This window comes from Variovorax sp. P1_G12 (genome assembly GCF_056405555.1).
This window is the reverse complement of the sequence record NZ_JBFUBW010000023.1, coordinates 36,336-61,652: the sequence shown is the minus strand read 5'-3', so window position 1 is coordinate 61,652 and position 25,317 is coordinate 36,336. Positions and strand designations below refer to the sequence as shown.

The window sequence follows — 25,317 nt, the reverse complement described above, 5'->3', positions numbered from 1 at the left end:
CAGGCCGTGCACGCGCGCGCCGCTGCGCCATGCGGGGCATGGTTGCGGCTGTGGGCGTGCGAAATGTGCGGCATGGGCGGGACCGGGAAGGCCGCCATTGTACCGGCGCGTGCTCCTCAGGCGGGCAGGAAGCGTTCCGTCAGCAGCGCCCAGTAGGCCGAGCCGATCGCCACGTTGTCGTCGTTGAAGTCGTAGCCCGGGTTGTGCACCATGCAGGCGCCGGCACTGTCGCCGTCGCCGTTGCCGATGAACAGGTAGCTGCCCGGCAGCCGTTCGAGCATGAAGGCGAAGTCCTCGCTGCCCGGCACTGCCGGCCCCTGCAGCGTGACGCGGTCGGCGCCGACCAGTTCGAGCGCCACCTCGCGCGCGAAGGCGGTTTCGTCGGGCGTGTTGACCAGCACCGCGTAGCCGGGCCGCCAGTCGACGCGTGCCGTGACGCCGAAGCTCTCGGCCTGCGCCGCGATCAGCGCCTTCACGCGCCGCTCGAGCGTGGCGCGCACCTCGCGGTCAAGCGCGCGAAGGCTGATCTCCAGCGTCGCCTGTTGCGGAATCACGTTGTTGGCCTTGCCGGCATGCAGCGCGCCGATCGTGACCACCGCCATCTGCAGCGGGTCGATGTTGCGCGACACCACGGTCTGCAGCGCCATCACGATGCTGGCCGCGGCCACGACCGGGTCGGCGGCGCGGTGCGGCATGGCGCCGTGGCCGCCGACGCCGGTCAGGGTGACCGTGGCGTAGTCGGACGAGGCCATGGTCGGGCCCTCGCGCAGCACCAGGCGGCCCTGCGGTATGCCGGGCATGTTGTGCATCGCGAAGATCGCGTCGCACGGGTACTTCTCGAACAGCCCGTCGTCCATCATCCTGACCGCGCCGCCGCCGCCTTCCTCGGCGGGCTGGAAGATCAGGTTCAGCGTGCCCGAGAAGCGGCCCCGTTCGGCCAGGTGGCGTGCCGCCGCCAGCAGCATCGCCGTGTGGCCGTCGTGGCCGCAGGCGTGCATCACGCCGGCGTTGCCGCTGGCGTAGTCCAGGCCGGTGGCCTCGTCGATCGGCAGCGCGTCCATGTCGGCGCGCAGGCCGAGCCGGCGCTGGCCATCGCCGCGCACCAGCCGGCCCACCACGCCGGTGCCGCCGAGGCCGCGCTCGACCTCGTAGCCCCAGGCCTGCAGCTTCTCGGCCACCAGGGCCGAGGTGCGGTGCTCGTCGAAGGCGAGTTCGGGGTGGTGGTGGATGTCGCGCCGCAGGCCGATGAATTCATCCGATTGCCGGTGCAGTTGGTCGAGGAGTGCGCTCATGGTGTCCCTGTCCTTGTTCCTATTGCGGTTGCAGGTTGATCGACTTGGCGATCGCACGATAGCGCGCCGTCTCGTTCTCGTAGAACTTCGCCGATTCGGCCAGCGTCATCGGCGGTGCCGCCAGCTGGGTCTGGGCCGCCAGCTGCGAGCGCACGCCGGGGTCCTTCAAGGTCGCGCCGATCGCCTTGTGCAGGCGCTGCACGACGTCTTCGGGCGTGTTCTTCGGCACCATGAAGCCGCTCCAGATCTGGAACGCGAAGTCCTTCAGCTCCTTGCCTTCGCTGACCGTGGGCACGTTCTTCAGCAGCTCCGAGCGCTGCGCGCCGAGCTGGCCGATCACCTTGAGGCGACCCTGGTCGGCCATCGCGCCCATACCGGCGCTGTAGACCAGCACCGCGAAGTCGACCTGGCCGCCGCCGAGGTCGGTCAAGAGCGGCGCGTTGCCCTTGTACGGCGCATGGATCAGCTGGATGCCGGTGCGTTTCTGGACATCCTCGAGGATCAGGTGGTAGAGCGAACCGATGCCCACGCTGCCGTAGGTCAGCGGCTTGTCGTCCGACTTGCGCGCCAGCGCGATGAGTTCGTCGACGTTGTTGGCGGGCAGTTCCTTGCGGGCCACCACCACCATCACCGCATCGGTCACCGGATGGACCAGCCGGAAATCCTCGGCCTTGAGCTTCACCGCGGCGTTGGCCAGCGGCGCGAGGATCACCTCGTTGGGCGAGCCCTGGAACAAGTAGTAGCCGTCGGCGGGCGCCGCCAGCACCTTCTGCGCCGCCAGCGCGCCGGCGACGCCGCCGAGGTTCTCGACGATCACTTGCTGGCCGAGCTCCTTGCCCAGCGGCATCGTGAAGATGCGCGCCGCCGCGTCCGAGGGTCCGCCGGCGGGGTACGGCACCATCAGGTTCACGGGCTTGCTCGGGTAGGTCTGGGCGAACGCGGCGCCGGCGGCCAGCAGCAGCAGGCCGGCGATCGAACGTTGGAAGAAGGTCTTCATGGGGCTCCTGGCGATGGGCTGTGGGCGGGGACGCGCTTGCATCGTAGGAGCGCCGCATGAGAACATCCAATGCATTGTTGTCCGCTAAACGATTACTTCAATGCATGGATCTTCGGGGACTCCCGCGTGACGCTGGTTCAGCTCAGGCACCTGATCGCGCTGGCCGAGAGCGGGTCCTTCAGCAAGTCGGCGCAGGCGATGTGCATCACGCAGCCGGCGTTCAGCCGCAGCATCCGCGCGCTCGAGGACGAGCTCGGCATGCCGCTGTTCGATCGGGTCGGGCGCCGCAGCGAGCTGACGCCCTTCGGCCGCGATGTGGCGGAGCGCGCGCGACAGCTGGTGTTCGAAGCCGGCGAACTGCGCGACAGCGGCCGGCAGATGCGCGCGGGGCAGGGCGGAGCCCTGCGCATCGGCATGGGCTCGGGCCCGGGCGCCATGCTGATGACGCCGCTGCTGATGCACATGGCGACCCACCATCCAAAGGTGCGCGTGGCGGTGGCGCGCGGCGGCACGGAGATGCTCACGCAGGCCTTGCGGGCGCGCACGCTCGATGCGCTGGTGCTCGATGCGCGTTCGCTGGCGCCCGGCGCCGATCTCGAAGTCGGCATGCTGCGCGAGATGCGTGGCGTCTTCATGTGCCGGCGCGGCCACCCGCTGGCACGCAGCCGTGGCGGCGTGAGCTTCGCGGCCGTTCAGCGCTACCCGATCGCCTCGACGCCGCTGAGCGACGAGGTGGCCCGCAGCCTGATCGAAACCTACGGCCCCGAGGCGCATCCGGCGCAGTGCGTGACGCTGCAGTGCGAGGAGGTCGCGAGCCTGGTCGAGGTGGCGCGCCGCAGCGACGCCGTGCTGCTGGCGATTCGCGCGGCCGCGCCCGACCTGGTCGAGCTGAAGATGACGCCGCCGATGGAACGCACCGCCCGCTTCGGCCTGGTCACCCTGCGCCGGCGCACGCCCGCGCCCGCGCTGGCGATCGTTCGCGAGCTGATGGAGGATCTGCTGCACGACTGAACCGATGTGCGCTGCCCGGACGGGTGCTCCCCCATGGGCACCCGAGTGCCGGGCGTCGAGCGCGCTCGACGCCCGGCGTTGCCGTTCTCAGGCGCGTACGAAGCTGAGCCGTGCTTCGTGCACCAGCCCATCGCGAACGATGTCGCGGGCGTCGTCATCGGCGAAATCGAAGAGGGCGTCGGGGATCTCGTCTTCCTCGAGCGAGAAGAGGATCTCGAGGGCCTCTTGCTGGGCTTCGGTGAAGGTGCCGACCTGGGTCGACCGGTTGAACATCGCGGCGGTCTCCTTCGGCGCCAGCTGGCGCATCTCGAGCAGCTCGAGCACGAACTTGATCTGCGCTGGCGTGAGGGGCGCGGGGGCGGCGGACGGCTTCATGGCGTTGGATCCTTTTCGGTCGGGCTCGGGACTGTTCCCTTGCCTTGAGACCAGTCTCTTCGTCGATCCTTAAGCGTGGCTGAAAAGTGATCCGAGAGGCGCCTTCACGGTTCACGAAACCGGGTCGAAGCGTGAGGAATGTCTCGCCCGGCCTCCCGTTGATCCCTCGGCGTCCCGGGGGCGATGTCGGACGCAGGCACTGCAAGCTGGTCGGGGCGCGGTCAGTCGCGCCGCCCCGCCGCCACGGCCACACTGCGCGGCACTCGCACCGTCGCATCGAGCAGCATCTGCGCCATGCCCTTGCCCAGCGGGTCCATGCGCATCGACGACGGCCCGCCGCCGTCGAGCGCGTCGTGCAGCAGCAGGTTCATCGACGCCGTGCCGGGCAGGTGGAAGCGCTCGACCCGGCCGTGCACCAGGTGCGCGAAGTAGTCGCCGACGAAGTCGGGCGTCACTCGCGCCCACAGCAGCGGCAGCCATTCCGGGCGGCGCGCGATCAGGCCGATGTTCGACAGGTTGCCCTTGTCGCCGCTGCGCGCCCAGGCAAGATCGATCAGGCGGACCTCGACCTGCTCGCCGTCGCCCCCGGCGAAGGCCGGCGGCTCGGCGCTCGGCGTCGCCGGCGCGCCCTCGGCGCTCACCGGGATCTCGACCGGATGGCGCTCGCCGTCCAGCACGAAGGCCACCGGCACCTTCGCCTTGTCCAGCGTGAACGCGAAGGGCTTGATCAGCGGCGACACCGCGGGCCGGCCGCCACCCGGGCTGGTGGTGCCGGGCGCCCACGAGGTCCCCGAGGGCGCGATCTCGCGCGCGAACATCGCGAGCGCCGCCTTCTGTGGATGGTTGGCGACCACGCGCATCGTCACTTCGCGCACCTGTCGCGTGCGCGCGTGCGGGCCGTAGAGCCACTCGGAGCCGATCACTTCGATGCAGGTCGAGGTGAAGGGCGGCAGGCCCATCTGCTGCAGGATCTCGCCGGTGCGCTCGATGATCGCCTCGGCGGTGCGCACCGCCTTCTTCTCGGCGTCGATGCCGATGAAGACCATGCTGCCGGCGCAGCGGAAGCCGTCGAGTTGCGTCGCCGAGACCTTGTAGCTCGGGGAGGGCGCCCGCCCGCGCGCCGGGCCCACGCGCACGCGGTCGGGGCCGACCTGTTCGATCACGACTTCGCGGAAGTCGCAGCCCACGTCAGGCAAGAGGTAGGCGCCCGGATCGCCGATCTCGTAGAGCAGCTGCTCGGCCACGTTGGCGCGGATCACCTTGCCGCCGGTGCCCTCGGGCTTGGTGACGACGAAGCTTCCGTCGGCATGGCATTCGACGATCGGGTAGCCCATGTGGGCCCAGTCGGGGATCTCTTCCCAGTCGGTGTGCAGGCCGCCGGTGGCCTGGCAGCCGCACTCGATGATGTGGCCCGCCAGGCTGCCCGAGGCCAGCAAATCGTAGTCGTCGCGCTTCCAGCCGAACGCGTGCATCAGCGGCCCGAGCGTGACCGCGCTGTCGACGCAGCGCCCGGTGATCACCACGTCGGCGCCGGCCGCCAGCGCGGCGGCGATCGGCAGCGCCCCCAGGTAGGCATTGGCGCTCAGCACCTTCTCGGGCAGCGCCTCGCCGGTGAACATGTCGCGCGTGCCTTGGTCGCGCAACGCCGGCATCTGCGCGCTGACATCGTCGCCCTCGACCACGGCGATGCGCAGGGCCACGCCTTCGGCCTGGGCCAGCGCCTGCAGCGCGGCGGCGCAGCCGTGCGGATTGATGCCGCCGGCATTGCTCACCACCTTGATGCCCTGGCGCTTGACCTCGGCCAGCACCGGCTTCATCGCGATGTCGACGAAGTCGGTGGCGTAGCCCATCTCCGGCTTCTTGGCGCGCGCCGAGGCCAGGATCGCCATCGTGGTCTCGGCCAGGAAATCGAACACCAGGTAGTCGAGCCGGCCGAGCTTCACGAGCTGCGGAGCGGCCACCATGCTGTCGCCCCAGAAGCCCGAGGCGCCTCCGATGCGGACGGCTTTCTGTGCGGGCGGGGGGGTGGTCATGGCGGTTCGCTCCTCTGTATCGGCGGGATGTCAACGAGAAAAAGGAGATTAGCGATCCGCCCCGCGCAAGGCTTGCGCGAACTCGCTGTCGGGGCCCGGCCGTTGCGCGCAAGATGCGGATGGCCCGCTGATGGCATCATTGACGCTACTGCCATGCCATTGCCACCATCTTCCGCCGAACGCACCGAGGTGCACGGCCGCACCATCACGATCCGCGGCTTTCGCCGTGCCGACGGCCTCTGGGACGTCGAAGGCCATCTGGAGGACATCCGAAACCACGACTTCCGTTTTCCCGGTGGCGAGCGGCGTGGCGGCGCGCCGATCCACTCGATGTGGCTGCGGCTCACGGTCGATGACACTGCACTGATCGTCGATGTGGCGGCCGCCACCGATGCGGCGCCGTTCGACGAGGTCTGCGGCGCGATCGCCCCCGACTATGCGGCACTGATCGGACTGCGCGTGGGCCCGGGCTTCAACCGGGCCGCGGCGCGCCTGTTCGGCGGCCTGCGCGGCTGCACCCACATGTCGGAGCTGTTGCGCACCCTGAGCACCGGCGTGCTCCAGACGCTGGTCGGCGCGGACCTCGCGGTGTCCGAGACGCAGAAGCCCTTCCAGCTCGACGGCTGCCATGCGCTGGCGTCCGACGGGCCGCAGGTGGCGTTGTTCTACCCGCGCTGGTACCGGGCGGGAGCCGACGACGTGCCGGAAGGCTCCAGCATCGCGGATTGAGCGCCAAGGTGCGCCGACGTCGCAACCGCGGGCTCCAACGGTCGGGCGATGCGAAAGCGCAGGAACGTCAGTCGCACTGCTGAAAGCGGACGCACTCCGCAACGGCCTGGATCGATGTCACCGTGTTCTCGCCGTCGATGTGCCTGGACGTGAACTTGACCCACGCGCCCTCCTGAATGCCAGTCAGCAACGCGCGGTCCGTCACCCTGAAGGTCTGCGTCGAAAACGGAATCTTGGCCCTGGGCAGCAGCTTCAAGCGGACATAGAACTTGCCGCCGGGCTCCTCGTGGAATGACCTGACGCGCGCACGCGTGAACACCGGCTCCGCCGCGCTCGCGGGCTCCACCGGACGCCGTTCGACCTGGGCCAAGGCGCCGCCCATCACGATGGCGCTCATCCCGGCCACGACCATGTTGCGCAGTGCAGTCGACATGCATTCACTCCTCGGGCTGTGTGGCGACGGTAGCGTCCGCATTCTGCCCAAGCGCAGGCCGTTGTCGATCGCTGCTGCCTGAATCCGGGCTTGCCCGATGGCGCTCAGGGCGGCGAGCAGACGCTGACGACCACCTTGCAAGGCTGGGTGGGCAGGTGACTGTCGCACTGTCCGGCAGCCGCCTTGCCCGCAGCGTCCGCCGAAGCGGCGCTGGCCGTGCCCCATTCGCCATAGTTTCCGGTCGCGAGCGCGCCGCAGGAGCGATCGAAGGATCCGCGGACGACACAGGTGCCCGAGCGCCCCGCCGCGCGATCGCATTGGGCGCGTGCCGCGGCTTCCGCGGCGCTGCGGGAACGGTGGTTGAACGAGTAGCCGTACCACCCGTCCCTGGACGCGATCGCTCCCCAGCTCGGGCCTTGGACAGGGTCGGCATGGGCCGGGCCGACCATGATGCCGGACAGGCCGCAGCACAGCAGCAGCGTGCGCGCGCCGAACATGCGGGCAGCGCGTGATTGAAAGCTCATTTCGGAAGGGCCGCAGGGGCAGCGGGCCACGGTAGATACGGGAGAGCCGTTGATTTTGCCTTGCTGCGAAGCAGCCAGTCGGCGCAAGACCTGGGCATCCTGCGTCGCTAGCCTCGGACCAGACAGGAGATACCCATGGAATTTCTCGAGGCGCCGCCGCTGCCCTTCTATTTCACGCCCGAGCACGAGCAGTTCCGCGCCAGCCTGCGCGAGTTCATCTCGCGCGAGATCACGCCCTTCGTCGCCGAATGGGACGAGGCCGAAACCTTCCCGCGCGAGCTCTATGCGCGGGCGGCTTCGCTCGGCGTGCAGGGTCTGGGCTATCCGGAGGCCTATGGCGGAACGCCGGCCGACGTGTTCTTCCAGCTCATCGTGGCCGAGGAATTCGCGCGCTGCGGCGGGGGCGGTCTCCAGGCCTCGCTGAATTCGCACAGCATCGCGCTGCCGCCGATCCTCCATGCCGGCAGCGAGGAACTCAAGCAGCGCGTGATCCCGCCGGTGCTGGCTGGCGAGAAGATCGCCGCGCTGGCGGTCACCGAGCCCTCGGGCGGCTCCGACGTCGCCGCGCTCAAGACCACCGCGGTGCGCGACGGCGACCACTACGTCGTCAACGGCGAGAAGACCTTCATCACCTCGGGCATGCGGGCCGACTTCATCACCACGGCGGTGCGCACCGATCCGGCGATCAAGGGCGCGGGCGGCATCTCGGTGCTGCTGATCGATGGCGACACGCCGGGCCTCGAACGCACCGCGCTCAAGAAGATGGGCTGGTGGAGTTCCGACACCGCGCACCTGCGCTTCGACAACTGCCGGGTGCCGGTCGCCAACCTGGTCGGCGTCGAGAACAAGGGCTTCAAGACCTTCATGAACAACTTCAACACCGAGCGCCTGTTCATGTCGGCACTGGCCTGCGGCTTCGCCGAGGTCTGCCTGAAGGAGGCGGTCGACTGGACCCGCCAGCGCATCTCCTTCGGCATGCCGCTGTCGGAGCGCCAGGTGGTGCGGCACAAGCTGATGGACATGACGCTGCGCATCGACGCCTCGCGCACGCTGGTGTACGACCTGGCCTACCGCATCGAGCACAAGCTGGCCGATCCGGCGCGGCTGGTGGCGCGCGTCTGCCTGGCCAAGGTGCAGGCCACGCAGGCGATGCAGTTCTGCGCCGACCAGGCGGTGCAGCTGCTCGGCGGCATGGGCTACATGCGTGGCACGCAGAGCGAGCGCATCTACCGCGAGGTCAAGGTCATGATGATCGGCGGCGGCTCGGAGGAAGTCATGAAGGATCTCGCGGCGCGGCAGCTGGGCCTTTGAAGTGCAGCACGAGGATTCACGATGAAAGACACCGCCGACGACCTGCGCGCCGAGTACCGCGAACTCGCCGAGATCTGCCGCAGCCTCACGCCCGCTCAATGGCGCCTGAAGAGCGATTTCTACGGCTGGACGCCCTGGGACGAGGTCGCCCACCTCTGCTACTTCGACCAGACCGCGACACTCTCCGCCACCGACGCCGAGGCCTTTGCGCGCGACACCGCGGCATTGACCGCGGTGCTGGCCACCGGCCGCGAGATCAGCGCGATCGCACGCGAGAAGTACGGCCACCTCGACGGCGCCGGTCTGCTCGCGCACTGGGAGCCGATCGCGACGCGGCTCGCCGACCTGCTGGCCGCGCTCGACCCCAAGGCGCGGCTGCCGTGGTACGGGCCGAGCATGAGCGCGCGCTCGTTCGCGTCGGCGCGGCTCATGGAGACCTGGGCGCACGGGCAGGACGTGTGGGACGTGGTCGGCCGCGAGCGCGCCGGCACGCCGCGGCTCAAGCACATCGCCCACATCGGCGTCACCACCTTTGGCTGGACTTTCGTCAACCGCAGGCTGCCGGTGCCGGCGGTGGTCCCGTTCATCTCGCTCGATGCGCCCGGGGACGACACCTGGCACTGGGGCGATCCCGCCTCGCCCGAATTCGTGCTCGGCAGCGCGATCGATTTCTGCCTGCTCGTGACGCAGCGGCGCAACCTGGCCGACACCAGGCTGCGTTACAGCAACGGCTCGGCCCGCGAGTGGCTATCGATCGCGCAGTGCTTCGCCGGGCCGCCGGCCGATGCGCCTGCGCCGGGCGTGCGCCAGGTGGCCCGCGCGGCTGCATGAGCGGGTTGCCGCTCACGCTGGCGCTGCGGCGGCCGATCGAAGATGCACTGTCCAGGCTGCGTGAAGGAAGCGCCGAGCAGTGCCTGTCGGACCATGCCTTCTCGAATCTCTATCTTTTTCGGGAGGTGCATGACTACCGTTACCTGCCCGGCGACTGGCCCTGCATCTCGGGTCGCGCCTACGACGGCGCGCGGCACCTGATGCCGCTGTTCACGGTGCACGACGCGCCGCTCGATGTGCTGCGCCAGTTGCTCGAAGGCCACGACTGCCTGTACCCGATTCCGCAGGCCCAGGCCGCAAGGCTCCCGCCAGCGGAGTTTCGCCAGTGGAGTTCGCCCGACGATGCGGACTACCTCTTCGACGCCCGGCAGTTCGCCGGGTATCCCGGCCGGACGCTGGCGAAGAAGCGCAATCAGGTGCGCCAGTTGCTGGCCACCTGCACGCCGCACGGCCTGCCGTTCAGCGCCGACACGAGCGATGCCGCGCGGCAGGTGCTGCGGGAATGGATGGAACAAAAGAGCAAGGCACGGGGCGAGGCCGACGAGTCCGCCTGCCTCGACGCCATCGCCGACGCGGCGGCCTTCGGCCTCGAAGGCTTCGTTCATTTCGCGGGCGAGCAGCCGCTGGGCTTCGTGCTGGCGCAGGAACTGCAGCCCGGCGTGTTCGCGATGCGCTTCGCCAAGGGGCTGGACAGCCATGTCGGCATCTACCCGTACATGTTCCAGCACTTCTGCCGCAGTTTCGCGCGCCCGGTGGCCTGGCTCAATTTCGAGCAGGACATGGGGATGGCGGGGTTTCGTCGCAGCAAGCGGTCGTATGGCCCTGCGGCGCTGATCCCGAAACTGCGGGTGAGTCTCCGGGCCAACCGGCTCAGCCGGGAGTTCGCGGACCCAGAGTCCGCTCGGGCGGTCCGCAAGCCTGGAGCACCGACTTGATGGCCGAGTCGACCTTCTGCGCACGCTCGCCAAACGCGTCGTTGATGACCAGCAGCATCGAGCCGATCTCGCTAGGTGCGAGATCGAACTGATCGGCGTCGCAGCGGCCCCAGCGGCGCCTCGAAGGGGGCCGCCGACGCGCACCGTACGCGAGGCCGGTTACCCTGTGCGCTTGTTGCGTATCGGCAGCTTGATCTCCGACGCCGGGATCTCGCGCACCAGTTCGAGGATGTCCCACTCGTCGCTCTGCTGCGCCCGCTTCTTCATCTTGAAGTGGTACATCGGCATCATGGCCTGATGGTCTTCCCGGCGAAAGGTCATGGTGCCCTTCGGCGTCTCGAAGTCCATGCCCTCCATCGCCGCGATCAGTTTCTCGGTATCGGTCGAGCGCGCCTTGCGGATCGCGGTCACGACCGCGCTGGCGGCCGAGAAGCCACCGCAGACGAAGAAGTCCGGCGGCATCTTGTAGCGCTTCATGTGCTCGGTCACGAGCCAGTCGTTGGCCTTGTTGCGCGGGAACTTGTAGTGGTAGTAGGTGCCGCCCTCAAGGCCCTCGAACTCGCGCCAGGTCTGCATCACGCTCAACAGCGAGCCACCGGGGGACAGCTCGATGCCGAAACGCTCGGGGTTCATGCCGGCCAGCTTGCGGATCGGGTGCTCGCCGCCCCATGGGATCACCAGCACCTTGCGGCCGCTCGTGCCCTTGAGCGAATCGGCAACGCGCTGGAACGGTGCGGTGAAGTCGGTGGTGCCCTGCGGCACGAACTCCTCGTGGCCCATCTTCGCCTGCGGGTTGAGCCGGGCGAAGGCTTCCTTGTAGGCCGTGACGTTGTCGCGGCCGAACACGTTGTCCTGCGCCAGGAAGGCCACGGTCACCGGCCCGCCGAAGGCCGACACCGAGGCCGTGGCGTCGAGGCTGGTGGTGCGCGCGACGCGGAACACGTAGCGGTTCCACTTGTCGCCGGTGATCGAGTCGGCCGCAGACGGCTCGACGATCAGGATCTTCTTGTACTCCTCGGCGATCGGCAGCGCCGCCACCGTGCCCGACGAGCCGCCGGCGCCGACCGCGATATCGACCTTGTCGTCGGCATAGGCCTCGGCCAGCAGCGCCTTCGACAGGTCGGGCCGCAACTGGTCGTCCTTGACGATGATCTGCACCTTGCGGCCATCGATCGCCATGCTGCCGCCCGTGAGGTACTCCAGCCCCATGCGAAAGCCCAGTTCGTCCTGCTTGGCATAGGCCTCGAAGGGGCCGGTCTTGGCGACGATCAACGCCACCTTGATGTCGCCGGTCTGGGCGAGCGCGACACCCGTGGCGGGCAGCAGCAGGCCGGCCGCGGTCGCCTGGCTGAATCTTCTTCTCGAAATCATGCGTGTCGTCTCCTGGTGAATGAAGGATCAGCGGATCGCGACGGTGCTCTGCACCTGCAGCGCGAGTCCGGCGCTGAGTTCGGCCACGCGGGCGCGGGCGGCCTCGTCGGCCACCGCCACCACGGCGACGACGCCGTGCGTGCGGTCGTCGCGCACCTCGATGCCGGCGTGCTGCAGGTCGCCGGCGGCGAACAGCTCGCGCAGGGTGCGCGCGATGGCGTGCTTGCGCAGCGTGGGTTTGAAGATCTTGCCGACCGCGGTGACCGGCATGGTGTCGATGCACTCGACCCAGTTCGGCGCGGCGGCGCGTTCGGTGACGTGGGCCTTGGCGAAGGCCTTGAGTTCTTCCGCGTCAGCGCGCGCGCCCTGGCGCAGCTTGACGTAGGCCACGGGCAGCTCGCCGGCATAGGCATCGGGGCGGCCGACCGCGGCCACCAGCTCGACCTCGGGATGCTTCGCCAGCGCTTCCTCGATCATCGAAGGGTCGATGTTGTGGCCACCGCGGATGATCAGGTCCTTGGCGCGGCCGACCAGCCAGAAGTAGCCGTCGGCATCGCGCCGCCCGAGGTCGCCCGAGTTGAGCCAGCCGCCCGGCAGCCACAGGCCGGCGTCGTGCCGCGGGTCGCGGTAGCCGGGCGTCAGGTGCGGCCCCTGGATCGCGACCACGCCGATCTCGTCGGTTTCGGCATCGCGAAGACAGCTGCCGCGCTCGTCGAGGATCACGGTCTTCATGCGGCCGTAGGGCACCGGGAGGCCGATCGAGCCGACGCGGCGTTCGCCGTCGCGCGGGTTCACCGAGGCGCAGGCGGTGGTCTCGGTCATGCCGAAGCCCTCGAGCAGGCGGATGCCGGTGGCCTGCTCGAAGCGCCGGAACATCTCGACCGGCATCGGTGCCGCGCCGCAGATGCCAAAGCGCAGCGACGACACGTCGGCGCCTGCGATCGGCACGTTGAGCAGCGCCGCGTACACCGTCGGCACGCCCGAGAAGGTGGTGACGCGGTAGCGCTCGACCAACCGCCAGAAGCCTGCGATCAGCTTCGGATTGCGAAAGCCGTCGCCGCCCGCGAGCAGCACGCGCGCCCCGTGCATGAAGGGTGCGAGGCCGGTGACGACCACGCCGTTGACGTGGAACAGCGGCAGGCCGCAGACGATCACGTCGCTGGGCCGGATGTCGAACATCTCGCCCAGCATCCAGCTGTTGACCACCAGGGCACGGTGCGAGAGCTGCGCGATCTTCGGCGTGCCGGTGGTGCCGCCGGTGTGGAAGCAGGCGGCGAGGGCCTCCGGGGCGTGCGGCGGCGTGAAGGTCGGCTCGACGGGCTGGGTGGCCAGGGCGTCGTCGAAACGGTGGACGCCGGGTGGCAGCGCGGCCGGATCTGCGGCACCGACCACCAGGGTCTCGCGCAGGCCGGGCAGGGCGGCCAAAACCGGCGCGATCTTCGCCCACAGTTCCGGCGATTCGGCGGCCGAGGCGGTGATCACCACCTTGGCATCCATCGCCTTCAGCAGGTCGGCGATCTGGGCCGGCTCCAGGAAGTGATTGACGGCCGCCACCCGGCAGACCGCCTGGGCGCCCCAGATGCAGTAGTGCGCCTCGGCCAGGTTCGGCAGCAGGTAGGCGACGCAGTCGTCGCGCTGCAAGCCCAGCGAGGCCAGGTGGTTGGCGGTGCGCACGATGCGCTCGTGCAGCTGCGCGTAGCTGATGTCGACGGGCTCGGCCTCCGCACTGCCGTCCGGCACGAAGCTCAGCGCCGGGCGATCGGGCCAGGCGGCCGCGGCGAGCCGGAACACGTCCAGGGTGGAATCGATGCCGGCGAAGCGCTCGTCGAGCGGGACGGCCTCGCGTGCCAGCAGATCGGCGCTGCCGCGCACCGGGAGGCGGGCGGCGCCCTGGTCGGAGGGGTGGGGGAGGATGGACATGGGATGCGGTGCCGGGCCGGCGGTGGATGCGAGCCAAGGCTAGCGGGCGGGGGCGCGAAACGCTTGCGTCCAGGCGCTGAAAGTCCCGCCGCGGCGTCCTCCCGGGTTTCCAGCGCAGCGAGTTTGCGCAAGACCGCGTGGTGGCCGATGCCTAAGCTTGCCGGACATACACACCATCGACCCGCTCCAGCGCGGCGGGCAAAGCGCACATGGCAACCATCGAATCGACCATCTCCCCCGGCAGCGAAGCCTTCAAGGCCAACCGCGACGGCATGCTTGCGCTGATCGAGCGCGTGCACGCCTGCGAGCGGCGCAGCGTCGCCACCTCGGCCAAGTCGCGCGAGCGCTTCGAGAAGCGCGGCCAACTGCTGCCGCGCGAGCGCTTGTCGCTGCTGCTCGACCCGGGCACGCCCTTTCTCGAGATCTCGTCGCTGGCCGGCCTCGGCCTGGACAACCCCGACCTCGAGAAGAGCGTGCCGGGCGGCGGCGTGATCGGCGGCATCGGCTGGGTCTCGGGCGTGCGGGTCATGGTCAACGCCTCCGACTCGGGTATCGATGCCGGTGCGTTGCAGCCGATGGGCATCCCCAAGCAGCTGCGCATGCAGGAACTGGCGCTCGAGAACAAGCTGCCCTACATCCAACTGGTCGAGAGCGCGGGCGCCAACCTCATGACCTACAAGGTCGAGGAGTTCGTGACCGGCGGCAACCTGTTCCGCAACCTCGCGCGCATCTCGGCCGCTGGCCTGCCAGTGCTCACGGTGACGCACGGCTCGTCGACCGCGGGCGGGGCCTACCAGACCGGTCTCTCTGACTACATCGTCATGGTGCGGGGCCGCTCGAGGGCCTTCCTGGCGGGCCCGCCGCTGCTCAAGGCCGCGACCGGCGAGATCGCCACCGAAGAGGAGCTGGGCGGCGCCGTGATGCACACCTCGATCTCGGGCCTCGGCGACTACCTGGCCGAGGACGACCGCGACGCGATCCGGATCGCCCGCGAGATCATGGCCAACATCGACTGGAACCGCGACCTGCCCGCGGAGCCGCCGCGCCGCTTCAAGCCGCCGCGCCACGACGCCGAGGAACTGCTCGGCATCATGCCGATGGACCACAAGCGCCCGGTCGACATGAAGCAGGTCATCGCCCGCATCGCCGACGACTCCGAGTTCCTGGAGTTCGGCGAGAACTACGGCGGCGCCACCGTGGTCGGCCACATCAAGATCGAGGGCCTGCCGCTGGGCATCGTCACCAACAACGGGCCGATCGACACGGCCGGCGCCACCAAGGCGACGCACTTCATCCAGGCCTGCTGCCAGTCGAAGACGCCGATCCTCTACCTCAACAACACCACCGGCTTCATGGTTGGGCGCGACCACGAGGAGGCCGGCATGATCAAGCACGGCTCCAAGATGATCCAGGCCGTGACCAACGCCACCGTGCCGCAGATCACGATCTATTGCGGCGCCTCCTTCGGCGCCGGCAACTACGGCATGTGCGGCCGTGGCTTTCATCCGCGCTTCTGCTTCTCGTGGCCCAACGCCAAGACTGCAGTGATGGGCGGCGAGCAGGCCGCCAAGACCATGGTCATCGTCACCGAGGCAGCGATGAAGCGAAAGGGCGAGGTCGACCAGGCCAAGCTCGACGAGATGGAGCGCCGCATCATCGAGCGCTTCGACAGCCAGATGAGCGTGTTCACCACCAGCGCGCGGCTGCTCGACGACGGCGTGATCGATCCGCGCGACACCCGCGCGGTACTCTCGAAGGTGCTGTCGATCTGCCGCGACGCCGAGCTGCGCGAGCCGCAGAAGATGCAGTTCTCCGTAGCTCGTCCCTGAGGTTCACGGCATGCAGCTGACACCCGAACACGAGGCTCTGCGCGACACGCTGAACCGCTTCATCGACACCGAGGTCAATCCCCATGTCGACGAATGGGAGCGCGACGAGATCTTTCCGGCGCACCAGGTCTTCGGCCGCCTCGGCGAACTCGGCCTGCTGGGCCTGACCAAGCCGGTCGAGAACGGCGGCTCGGGGCTCGACTATTCGTACGGCGCGGTGCTGGCCGAAGGCCTCGCGCGCATGAACTGCGGCGGCATCCCGATGGCCATCGGCGTGCAGACCGACATGGCGACGCCGGCGCTGGCGCATCGCGGCAGCAGGGAACTGCGCGACGAGTTCCTGGCGCCCGCGATCACCGGCGAGTACGTGGCCTGCCTCGGCGTCTCGGAGGTCGGCAGCGGCTCCGACGTGGCCTCGATCAAGACCACCGCGCGCAAGGACGGCGCCGACTACGTCATCAACGGCGGCAAGATGTGGACCACCAACGGCACGCAGGCCGACTTCTGCTGCGTGCTGGCCAACACCTCGGACGGCGCGGCGCACCGCAACAAGTCGCTGATCATCGTGCCGATGAAGACCCAGGGCGTGACGGTCGCGCGCAAGCTGCGCAAGATGGGCATGCATGCGTCCGACACCGCCCAGCTGCATTTCGACGACGTGCGGGTGCCGCAGCGTTATCGCATCGGCGAGGAGGGCATGGGCTTCATCTACCAGATGGAGCAGTTCCAGGTCGAGCGGCTGTGGGGCGCGCTCAACAACGCCGGCATGGCGCAGCGCGCGATCGACACCACCATCGGCTACACCCGCGACCGCCAGGCCTTCGGCCGCTCGGTGCTCGACAACCAGTGGGTGCACTACCGGCTGGCCGAGCTGCAGACCGAGGTCGCCTGTCTGCGCGCGATCTGCTGGCAGGGCGTGGCCGAGGTCACGGCCGGCCAGGACGCGACCCGCACCGCCACCATGGCCAAGCTCAAGGCCGGCCGCGTGATCCGCGAGGTGGCCGACAGCTGCCTGCAGTTCTGGGGCGGCATGGGCTTCATGGACGAGAGCCCGATCTCGCGCATCTTCCGCGACGGCCGGCTGACCTCGATCGGCGGCGGCGCCGACGAGGTGATGCTGCAGATCCTCAGCAAGTTCATGGGCATCTTTCCCCAGCCGGCCTGAGTGCAGGCCCGACCGACGGCAAACCTTTCCGGATTCATTCTCATGACTGCCAAGACTGTTCAGACATCCAGCGCCACGCCCTTCCACAAGGTCCTGGTCGCCAACCGCGGCGAGATCGCGCTGCGCGTGATCCGCAGCGCGCGCGCCATGGGCTACCGCACGGTGGCCGTGTATTCCACCGCCGACGCCGGCGCGCGCCATGTGCAGGAGGCCGACCAGGCGGTCTGCATCGGCGAGCCGCTGCCGGCGCAGTCCTATCTGCGCATCCCCGCCATCGTCGAGGCGGCGAAACTCAGCGGTGCCGATGCGGTGCATCCGGGCTATGGCTTCCTGGCCGAAAACGAGGACTTCGCGCAGGCCTGCAAGGACGCCGGGCTGGTCTTCATCGGGCCGTCGGCCGAGGCGATCGTCTCGATGGGCAACAAGGCCGGCGCCAAGACGCTGATGCAGGCGGCCGGCGTGCCCTGCATCCCGGGCTATCAGGGCGAGGACCAGGGGGAGGGGCGGCTGGCGGACGAGGCCGCTCGCATCGGCTTCCCGGTGATGATCAAGGCCACGGCCGGCGGCGGTGGCCGCGGCATGCGGCTGGTGCCTTCGGCGAAGGAGTTCCCGGAGCTGCTGCGCAGTGCGCGTTCGGAGGCGCAGAGCGCCTTCGGCGACCCGGAGGTGATCCTCGAACGCGCGATCGTCGAGCCGCGCCACATCGAGATCCAGATCTTCGCCGACCGCCATGGCAACGCCATCCACCTGGGCGAGCGCGATTGCTCGGTGCAACGCCGGCACCAGAAGTTGATCGAGGAGGCGCCGTCACCCGCGGTCGATGCCGCCTTGCGCGAGCGCATGGGCGCGACCGCGGTGGCGGCGGTGAAGGCGATCCGCTATGAAGGTGCCGGCACGCTCGAATTCCTGCTCGACCGTGAAGGCAACTTCTACTTCATGGAGATGAACACGCGGCTGCAGGTCGAGCATCCGGTGACCGAGGCCGTGACCGGCCTGGACCTGGTCGAACTGCAACTGCGCGTGGCGGCTGGCGAGCCCTTGCCGCTGACTCAGGAGCAGGTGCGTTACGAAGGCCATGCCATCGAGGTGCGCTTGTGCGCCGAGGATGCCGACCAGGGCTTCATGCCGCAGAGCGGCACGGTGGCGCTGTGGAAGATGCCGACGCAATTGCGGGTCGAGGACGCGCTGCGCTCGGGCGCAGAGATCCCGCCGTACTACGACTCGATGATCGCCAAGATCATCAGCCATGGCCGCACGCGCGACGAGGCACGGCGCAAGCTCGCGGCGGGGCTGGAGGACGCGGTGGCGCTGGGCGTCACGACCAATCAGGCCTTTTTGCGCAGTTGCCTCGCGCATCCGGTGTTCGCCGCGGGCGGTGCCACGACCGCGTTCATCGGCCAGCATCAGGACGCCTTGCTGGCGCCTGATGAAGCCGTGCAGGCGCGTGCTGCGGCGCTGGCGGCCGTGCTGCTCTACGAAACCACGGGCGAGCGCCGGCAGCGCGCGGCGGGCCGGCGCTTGTCGCACAACCTGCCGATCTCGCTGCGCTTCGCGGTCGGCGGCAAGGCGCAGAACGCCAGCGTGACCTTGCCGCGACAGCATCACTTCGAGGTCGCGCTCGGGGATCGCAGCTTCGCGATCGACTTGATCGCGCTCGGCACCGACACGATCCGCTTCGTCTGCGATGGCCTGCAGGAGCAGGCCACATGGTTCCGCGATGGTGCGATCCTGCTGCTGCAGTACCGGGGACTGGCGCTGCGCATCGAGGACAAGACCCGTGCCGCCTCGGCGCGGCAGGGCGAAGCCGGCGGCGACGGCAAACTGCGCGCCTCGATGAACGGCCGCGTGGTTGCGGTGCTGGCGGCGGTCGGCGACATGGTGCAGGCGGGGCAGCCGATCGTCACGCTGGAGGCGATGAAGATGGAGCATGTGCATACGGCGCCGGTGGCTGGCAAGCTGACGGCGCTTCATGTGTCCAACGGGGAGCAGGTGGCAGCGAGCCGGGTGGTGGCGGAGATCGAAGTGGCCGTGGCCGCGCCCGCGTGAGGTGGTCCTCCGATGAGATTGCTTTTCCTTGGAAGGGCGCCCGGCACGCGGTACGGGCCGGTCGACCCCACTGCGCCGGCCCTTCGGGCTGCCTTGCGCTGCTCGCCTTTCGCGGGGTCTCGCTCAAACTCGCTCCGCTTCGCTCCACTCAAACAGTCGCGAGCCCTGATCCGCGAAAGGCTGCGCTGCTCAGCGGCGCAGAGGGGATCGCCCGTCCCGCACCGCATGCCGGGTTCCGTGGGGGTGCGAGCAGCATGTGCGTCTCTAACGTCGAAAGCCTGCTCGCAGCGAGACCGTCGAGGCGAACTGTGCACCCCAACGTATCAGCGGTGGCGGGCGGTATGCCCCGGGCCGGCCGTTGAGGCACCGCCGAGCAGCGCAGGGAAGCCCGAAGGGCCGGTGACGTCGGCCGGCCCGGGGCATACCGCCCGCCATCGCCGCCAACGTCCATGCAAAAGAGCAAGGAGACCTTAATGACAGAACAAGACCCATCCGTCCTCCACGAGAAGCGCGACAGAGCCTTCTGGATCACCATCAACCGCCCCGACAAGCGCAACGCGATCAACAAGGACGTCATCGAAGGCATCCGCGAGGGCTATCGGAGAGCCCACGCCGACCCCGAGGTGCGCGTGATCGTGCTCACCGCCGCCGGCGACAAGGCCTTTTGCGCCGGTGGCGACCTGCAGCCCGGCGCGGGCTTCGCCTTCGACCTGTCGCGGCCCAACATCGACTACGCCGACATGCTGCGCGAGGCGCAGAACTCGACCTTGCCGAGCATCGCGCGCATCAACGGCGTGTGCATGGCCGGTGGCCTGGGCCTGCTCTGCATGACCGACATGGCGATCGCTGCCGACCATGTGCAGTTCGGCCTGCCCGAGGTCAAGATCGGCCTGTTCCCGATGCAGGTGCTGAGCCTGCTGCAGCGCATCGCGCCGCGCCGCACGGTGCGAGAGTGGTGCCTGTCGGGCGAACCCTTCGATGCCGCCGAAGCGAAGGAAGCCGGCCTGCTCAACCACGTGGTTCCGGCCGCCGAACTCGACGCCAAGACCCAGTGGCTCATCGACCGTCTCGCCAACAAGTCTCCGACCGCGATCCGCCGCGGCAAATACGCGATGCGGGCGCTCGAGGCCATGTCCTTCGACGAGGGCATCGCCTACACAGAGAGCCAGATCGCACTGCTCGCGATGACCGAGGATGCCAAGGAGGGCCTGGCCTCGTTCAACGAAAAGCGGAGGCCGACGTGGACCGGGCGCTGACCGGCGCGCCGACCGACCGCAGCGCCCACGCGGTCGGCCTGCACGAATGGCTGGCCCGCCGTGCAGGGCGTGTGCCGAAGCGGCCGGCGCTGAGCTGCGACGATGTTCGCTGGACCTACGGCGAACTGCAGCAGCGCATCGAAGCGATGTCGGCCGTGCTGGCCGCGGGCGGCGTCGCGGCCGGCGACCGGGTCGGCTACCTGGGCCTCAACGATCCGATGTTCGTGGTCGTGATGTTCGCGACCTCCCGGCTCGGCGGCATCTTCGTGCCGCTCAACTTCCGGCTCAGCGGCCCTGAACTGGCGTATGTCATCGGCGACGCCGGCATTCACACGCTGGTCGTCGGCGAGGAGCATCTTCCGGTGATCGACGGCGTACGCGGCACGCTGGCCTGCAAGCGATTCATCCATCGCGCGGGCGGTGCGCCGGACTGGGAGTCGGCCGATGCGCTGATGGCACAGGCCGCGGCGCCGCCCGCCGCGGTGCCCGCCACCGCCGACACGGTGGCCGTGATCATGTACACCTCGGGCACCACCGGCCACCCGAAGGGCGCGATGCTCACGCACGGGAACTTCTGGGCCAACAACCTCAACGAGATGCTGCTGTGGGACATGGTCTCGACCGACGTCACGCTCAACTTCGCGCCGATGTTCCATGTCGGCGGCCTGCTGTGCGGTAGCCTCTCCACGCTGCTGGCGGGCGGGCACCTGGTGCTGCAGCGCGGCTTCGAGGTCGCGGCGGTGCTGCAGGCGGTGCGCGAGCACCGCGTCACGGTCAGTTTCGGGGTGCCGGCGATGCTGCTCTTCATCAGCCAGCACCCGGACTTCGCCGAGGCCGACCTGAGCTCGCTGCGGCTGGTGGCCGTGGGCGGCGCGCCGATGCCCGAGCCGCTGCTGCGCCTCTATGCCGCGCGCGGCGTGCCGGTGCACCAGGGCTACGGCATGACCGAGACGGCCTCGATGATCACCTTCCTGAGCCCCGACCGCGCGACCGACAAGCTCGGCTCCAGCGGCACGCCGCCGCTGCTCACCGAGATCCGCCTGATCGACGCCGTGGGCGAGCCGATCACCGAGCCCGGCGCCGCGGGCGAGGTCTGCGTGCGCGGCGCCAACGTGATGGCCGGCTACTGGAAGCAGCCCGAGGCGACGGCGGCGGTGTTCACGCGCGACGGCTGGTTCCGCAGCGGCGACGTCGGCTATCGCGACGCCGAGGGCTTCCTGTTCATTTGCGACCGGCTCAAGGACATGGTGATCAGCGGCGGCGAGAACATCTACCCGGCCGAGGTCGAGAGCGTGCTCTACGACCATCCTGACATCGCCGAAGTGGCCGTGATCGGCGCGCCCGACGAGCGCTGGGGCGAACGCGTGGTGGCGGTGGTCGCGGCCAAGCCGGGCAGGGCCATCACGCTCGAAGGCTTGCAGGCCTTCGCCGAATCCCGTCTCGCGCGCTACAAGCTGCCGCGCGAGCTGCGGCTGGTCGATGCGTTGCCGCGGAACCCGACCGGAAAGGTCCTGAAGGCAAAGCTGCGCCAGCCGAAAGCGGGAGCTTGACATGGCCGGCCCCGATGCCGCCTTCTGGCAAGCCCGCTTCGAGACCGGCACCACGCCGTGGGACCGTGGTGCCGTCAGCCCGCAACTGCTGCGCTGGCGCGACCAGGGCGTCTTCGTGCCCGGCTCGACCGTGCTGGTGCCCGGCTGCGGCAGCGGATGGGAACTGGCCGAACTGGCGGCGGCCGGCGTCGTCGTGACCGGCCTCGACTACGCGTCCGCCGCGGTGGCCCGCAGCACGCAGCTGCTCGCCGGCCGCGGTCTTCAGGCCGAGGTGATCGAGGCCGACGTGCTGCAATGGTCGCCGCCCCGGCCGGCCGATGCCATCTACGAGCAGACCTGCCTGTGCGCGCTGCACCCCGACCACTGGACCGCCTATGCGGCGCAGCTGCACGCCTGGCTGCGCCCTGGTGGCCGGCTGCTGGCGCTCTTCATGCAGGCGCCGGCCGCCGGTGCCGCCGACGGCTTCGTCACCGGGCCACCGTACCACTGCGACATCCACGCGATGCGCGCGCTGTTTCCATCAACCCGCTGGAGCTGGCCCAAGCCGCCCTACGAGCGCGTCGTGCACCCGCTCGGCGCGCATGAACTGGCGCTGGTCCTGACCCGCCTCTGAGGACGCACATCCCATGGACTTCACCCACTCCGCGCGCTCGCTGTCGCTGCAGCAGCGCGTCGGCGACTTCATGCAGCAGCATGTCTACCCGGTCGAGAACGCCTATTACGACGAGGTGCGCGAGAGCGGCCATCCGTACCGCACGCCGCAGGTGCTGCAGGCGCTCAAGGCCAAGGCGCGCGAGGCCGGGTTGTGGAACCTGTTTCTTTCGGGCGCGCACGGCAGCGGCTTGAGCAATCTCGAGTACGCGCCGGTCAAGGAGATCATGGGCCGGGTGCTGTGGGCGCCCGAGATCTTCAACTGCTCGGCGCCCGACACCGGCAACATGGAGGTGCTGGCCCACTACGGCACCGAGGCCCAGCAGGCGCAATGGCTGGCGCCGCTGATGGCCGGCACGATCCGCTCGGCCTTCTCGATGACCGAGCCGGCGGTGGCGTCGAGCGACGCGACCAACATCCAGTGCGAGATCCGGCGCGACGGCGACGACTACGTCATCAACGGCCGCAAGTGGTTCACCTCGGGCGCGCTCAACGAGGACTGCACGCTGCTGATCGTGATGGGCAAGTCCGCGCCCGATCATCTCGAACGGCACAAGCAGCAGTCGATGATCCTGGTGCCCAAGGCCACGCCGGGCGTGCGCGTCGTGCGCGACCTGACGACCTTCGGCTACGACGATGCGCCGGTCGGCCACCCCGAGATCGTCTACGACAACGTGAGGGTGCCGGCCGCCAACATCCTGCTCGGCGAGGGCCGCGGCTTCGAGATCGCCCAGGGCCGGCTCGGACCCGGACGCATCCACCACTGCATGCGTCTGATCGGCTGCGCCCAGCGCGCGCTCGAGCTCATGTGCCAGCGTGCCAGCACGCGCGTCGCCTTCGGCAGGACGCTGGGCGAGCAGGGGTCGGTGCGCGAGGACATCGCGCATTCGTTCTGCGAGATCGAGCAGGCCCGGCTGCTGACCCTGAAGGCGGCCGACAAGATGGACCGCGAGGGAAACAAGGCGGCGCGCGACCTGATCGCCGCGGCCAAGATCGTGGTGCCGAGCATGGCGGCACGCGTGATCGATCGCGCGATCCAGGTCTTCGGCGGCGCCGGCGTGTCGCAGGACACCTTCCTGCCGCGCGCCTACGTCTACGCACGTTTCATCCGGATCGGCGACGGGCCGGACCAGGTGCACCTGTCGGCGGTCGGCAAGCAACTGCTGCAGCGCCACGGCGCGGCGGCCGCGACCGGGCCGCGATGAACGCCGCGGTGGTCGGCACGCCGCCGCTGGACCTCGGCCGCCTCGGCGCCTGGTTGCAGCGGCAGGTGCCGGTCTTTCACGGGCTGCGGGGGGCCGAGCGGCTGGTCGGCGGCAACTCGAACCCGATCTGGCTGCTGCAGGCGGACAGCGGCCGCTACATCCTGCGCACCCAGCCGGCCGGCGAGCTGCTCAAGTCGGCCCATGCGCTGGACCGCGAATGCCGGTTGCTGACGGCGCTGCATGGCGGCGCGGTGCCGGTGCCGCGCATCCATATGCTGTGCAACGACCTCGGCGTGGCCGGGGTGCAGTTCTACCTGATGGATTTCATCGAGGGCGTGGTGCATCGGCACGTGGCGCTGCCCGAACTGCCGATTGGGCGCCGCCGTGCGGTCTATGGGGCGGCCATCGACTCGCTGGCCGCGATCCATCGCACCGACATCGATGCGCTGGGTCTCGCCGACTTCGGCCGGCCGGGCAACTATTTCGAGCGCCAGTTCCATCGCTGGTGCCAGCAGTACCGCACCGCGATGCCCGAGGGCGACCCCGAGATGGAGCGCCTGATCGCCGCGCTCGAACGCACGATGCCGCATGGCGAGCATCCGGTGGTGCTGCTGCACGGCGACTCGCGGCTCGACAACCTGATGTTCGCGCCCGGTGACGCGGGCGATCCGCGCGATCCGCGCGTTGTCGCCGTGCTCGACTGGGAGCTGTCGACCCTCGGTCATCCGCTGGCCGACCTGGGCCAGTTCCTCGCGGTGCAGTCGCTGCCCGCCGACTACCTGCTGCCCGGACTGGCGGGCGTCGACCGCGCGGCGCAGGGCCTGCCGAGCGAGACAGAACTGCGCGAACACTACTTCCGCGCCATGGGCGAGAGCCCCGTGGCCGACCTGCGCTTCTTCAAGGCCTTCGCGATGTTCCGCCAGGCCGCGATGTCGGCCGGCCTGCGCCGTCGCGCCGCGCTGGGCACCGCGGTGGCCGAGAGTGCGCTGCACTTCGGCAACACCATGGCGGTGTTCGCGCGTGTCGGGCTCGACATCCTCGACGGTCCGGACTGAACCCCAAGCAAAGGAATGCCAATGGCCGCTCCCACCACCCCCTTCGACCTGCACGGCAAGGTCGCGCTGATCACCGGCTCCACGCACGGCATCGGCGCCGCCACGGCCCGCGTGCTGGCCCAGGCTGGTGCGCACGTGCTGGTCAGCAGCCGCAAGCCCGACGAATGCGAGGAGGTCGCGCAGGCGTTGCGCGACGAGGGCCTGAGCGCCGAAGCGCGCGCCTGTCACATCGGCCGCATGGAAGACATTGCGGCGATGGCTGCGCATCTGGCGGCGACCCACGGCGGCCTCGACATTCTGGTCAACAACGCGGTGCTGAGCCCCTGGCGCAGCATCGACGACACCGATCCCGCGCTCTTCATGAAGACCGTGGAGGTCAACCTGCGGGGCTACTGGTACCTCTCGGTGGAAGCGACCAAGCTGATGAAGCCGCGCGGCGGCGGCAGCATCGTCAACATCTCCTCGCTGTCGGCCTGGCATCCGGAGAAGATGCTCGGCCTCTACGGCACGCTCAAGACCGCGCTGCTCGGCATGAGCCGGGTCTTCGCGCTCGAATACGGCGAATTCGGCATCCGTGCCAACACCGTGCTGCCGGGTGTCATCGACACGCGGCTGGCGCAGGCCTTCGACGGCGACGCGCGCGAACGCATCCTGAAGAAGACGCCCGTGCAGCGGCTCGGCCTGCCCGAGGAGATCGGCTATGCCGTGCTCTACCTGAGTTCGCCGGCCGGCGCCTTCGTCACCGGCGCCAGCCTGGCGGTCGACGGCGGCATGTCGATCTCGATGATCTGAATCCCA

Annotated in this window: 22 protein-coding genes; 14 read left to right on the top strand and 8 right to left on the bottom strand. The window is 69.3% G+C overall.

What is annotated here, in order from left to right:
• Positions 1-116: 116 nt before the first annotated feature.
• Both AC1D2O_RS24275 and AC1D2O_RS24270 read right to left on the bottom strand, forming a co-directional pair.
• Positions 117-1,292 carry a M20 aminoacylase family protein gene (locus AC1D2O_RS24275; protein WP_478086115.1) on the bottom strand — a complete coding sequence of 392 codons (1,176 nt, stop codon included), beginning with the start codon at positions 1,290-1,292 and terminating at the stop codon, positions 117-119.
• A gap of 19 nt (positions 1,293-1,311) precedes the next feature.
• Entirely contained in the window at positions 1,312-2,289 is a 978-nt protein-coding gene (locus AC1D2O_RS24270; RefSeq protein ID WP_478086117.1) for a tripartite tricarboxylate transporter substrate binding protein, read from the bottom strand.
• A gap of 126 nt (positions 2,290-2,415) precedes the next feature.
• On the opposite strand from AC1D2O_RS24270, the gene AC1D2O_RS24265 reads away from it, so the two are divergent.
• The gene (locus AC1D2O_RS24265; RefSeq protein ID WP_478086119.1) at positions 2,416-3,300 is read left to right on the top strand and encodes a LysR family transcriptional regulator; all 885 of its coding nucleotides are present in this window, start codon (positions 2,416-2,418) and stop codon (positions 3,298-3,300) included.
• Positions 3,301-3,387: 87 nt separating this feature from the next.
• On the opposite strand, the gene AC1D2O_RS24260 is transcribed toward AC1D2O_RS24265, so the two are convergent.
• Positions 3,388-3,675, bottom strand: a complete 288-nt coding sequence (locus tag AC1D2O_RS24260; RefSeq protein WP_478086121.1) for a hypothetical protein — start codon at positions 3,673-3,675, stop codon at positions 3,388-3,390.
• A 221-nt stretch (positions 3,676-3,896) separates the two neighbouring features.
• A complete protein-coding gene (locus AC1D2O_RS24255) occupies positions 3,897-5,708 on the bottom strand; it encodes an acyclic terpene utilization AtuA family protein (protein ID WP_478086123.1) in 1,812 nt (603 codons plus the stop codon).
• A 153-nt stretch (positions 5,709-5,861) separates the two neighbouring features.
• On the opposite strand from AC1D2O_RS24255, the gene AC1D2O_RS24250 reads away from it, so the two are divergent.
• Positions 5,862-6,437, top strand: a complete 576-nt coding sequence (locus AC1D2O_RS24250; RefSeq protein ID WP_478086125.1) for a DUF2889 domain-containing protein — start codon at positions 5,862-5,864, stop codon at positions 6,435-6,437.
• 67 nt (positions 6,438-6,504) lie between these two features.
• On the opposite strand, the gene AC1D2O_RS24245 is transcribed toward AC1D2O_RS24250, so the two are convergent.
• Entirely contained in the window at positions 6,505-6,870 is a 366-nt protein-coding gene (locus AC1D2O_RS24245) for a copper-binding protein (protein ID WP_478086126.1), read from the bottom strand.
• A gap of 104 nt (positions 6,871-6,974) precedes the next feature.
• Positions 6,975-7,394: a DUF4189 domain-containing protein gene (locus AC1D2O_RS24240; protein WP_478086128.1), complete on the bottom strand. Its 420-nt coding sequence runs from the start codon at positions 7,392-7,394 to the stop codon at positions 6,975-6,977.
• A 135-nt stretch (positions 7,395-7,529) separates the two neighbouring features.
• Here AC1D2O_RS24240 and AC1D2O_RS24235 point away from each other — a divergent pair, with 135 nt between their 5' ends.
• Genes AC1D2O_RS24235 through AC1D2O_RS24225 form a run of 3 tightly spaced genes read left to right on the top strand, consistent with a single transcriptional unit; the run spans position 7,530 to position 10,471 of the window.
• Complete coding sequence (locus AC1D2O_RS24235) at positions 7,530-8,705, top strand: acyl-CoA dehydrogenase family protein (protein WP_478086130.1); 1,176 nt, start codon at positions 7,530-7,532, stop codon at positions 8,703-8,705.
• Positions 8,706-8,726: 21 nt separating this feature from the next.
• Entirely contained in the window at positions 8,727-9,536 is an 810-nt protein-coding gene (locus tag AC1D2O_RS24230) for a TIGR03084 family metal-binding protein (RefSeq protein WP_478086131.1), read from the top strand.
• A complete protein-coding gene (locus AC1D2O_RS24225; protein ID WP_478086133.1) occupies positions 9,533-10,471 on the top strand; it encodes a phosphatidylglycerol lysyltransferase domain-containing protein in 939 nt (312 codons plus the stop codon). The genes AC1D2O_RS24230 and AC1D2O_RS24225 overlap by 4 nt, the downstream gene beginning before the upstream one ends.
• Positions 10,472-10,630: 159 nt before the next feature.
• Here the strand turns inward: AC1D2O_RS24225 and AC1D2O_RS24220 are convergent, their stop codons facing one another.
• Both AC1D2O_RS24220 and AC1D2O_RS24215 read right to left on the bottom strand, forming a co-directional pair.
• On the bottom strand, positions 10,631-11,842 hold the full coding sequence (locus tag AC1D2O_RS24220; protein WP_478086135.1) for a substrate-binding domain-containing protein: 1,212 nt from the start codon (positions 11,840-11,842) through the stop codon (positions 10,631-10,633).
• 27 nt (positions 11,843-11,869) lie between these two features.
• Positions 11,870-13,762, bottom strand: a complete 1,893-nt coding sequence (locus AC1D2O_RS24215; RefSeq protein WP_478086136.1) for an acyl-CoA synthetase — start codon at positions 13,760-13,762, stop codon at positions 11,870-11,872.
• 209 nt (positions 13,763-13,971) lie between these two features.
• Here AC1D2O_RS24215 and AC1D2O_RS24210 point away from each other — a divergent pair, with 209 nt between their 5' ends.
• The 9 genes from AC1D2O_RS24210 (at position 13,972) to AC1D2O_RS24170 (ending at position 25,311) form a co-directional block, all read left to right on the top strand.
• A complete protein-coding gene (locus AC1D2O_RS24210; RefSeq protein WP_478086137.1) occupies positions 13,972-15,591 on the top strand; it encodes an acyl-CoA carboxylase subunit beta in 1,620 nt (539 codons plus the stop codon).
• A gap of 10 nt (positions 15,592-15,601) precedes the next feature.
• A complete protein-coding gene (locus AC1D2O_RS24205) occupies positions 15,602-16,756 on the top strand; it encodes an acyl-CoA dehydrogenase family protein (protein WP_478086138.1) in 1,155 nt (384 codons plus the stop codon).
• 42 nt (positions 16,757-16,798) lie between these two features.
• Positions 16,799-18,802, top strand: coding sequence for an acetyl/propionyl/methylcrotonyl-CoA carboxylase subunit alpha (locus tag AC1D2O_RS24200; RefSeq protein ID WP_478158030.1), 2,004 nt, complete (start codon positions 16,799-16,801; stop codon positions 18,800-18,802).
• Positions 18,803-19,275: 473 nt separating this feature from the next.
• Entirely contained in the window at positions 19,276-20,058 is a 783-nt protein-coding gene (locus AC1D2O_RS24195) for an enoyl-CoA hydratase/isomerase family protein (protein WP_478086141.1), read from the top strand.
• Positions 20,043-21,608 (top strand): acyl-CoA synthetase, encoded by a 1,566-nt coding sequence (locus AC1D2O_RS24190; protein WP_478086143.1) that lies wholly within the window; start codon positions 20,043-20,045, stop codon positions 21,606-21,608. Before AC1D2O_RS24195 ends, AC1D2O_RS24190 begins: the two co-directional genes overlap by 16 nt.
• A 1-nt stretch (position 21,609) precedes the next feature.
• Complete coding sequence (locus AC1D2O_RS24185; RefSeq protein ID WP_478086144.1) at positions 21,610-22,221, top strand: methyltransferase domain-containing protein; 612 nt, start codon at positions 21,610-21,612, stop codon at positions 22,219-22,221.
• Positions 22,222-22,234: 13 nt separating this feature from the next.
• Positions 22,235-23,464 (top strand): acyl-CoA dehydrogenase family protein, encoded by a 1,230-nt coding sequence (locus AC1D2O_RS24180; protein ID WP_478086145.1) that lies wholly within the window; start codon positions 22,235-22,237, stop codon positions 23,462-23,464.
• Positions 23,461-24,519 carry a phosphotransferase family protein gene (locus tag AC1D2O_RS24175; protein WP_478086147.1) on the top strand — a complete coding sequence of 353 codons (1,059 nt, stop codon included), beginning with the start codon at positions 23,461-23,463 and terminating at the stop codon, positions 24,517-24,519. Before AC1D2O_RS24180 ends, AC1D2O_RS24175 begins: the two co-directional genes overlap by 4 nt.
• Before the next feature lie 21 nt (positions 24,520-24,540).
• Positions 24,541-25,311: a glucose 1-dehydrogenase gene (locus AC1D2O_RS24170; protein WP_478086148.1), complete on the top strand. Its 771-nt coding sequence runs from the start codon at positions 24,541-24,543 to the stop codon at positions 25,309-25,311.
• Positions 25,312-25,317: the final 6 nt, after the last annotated feature.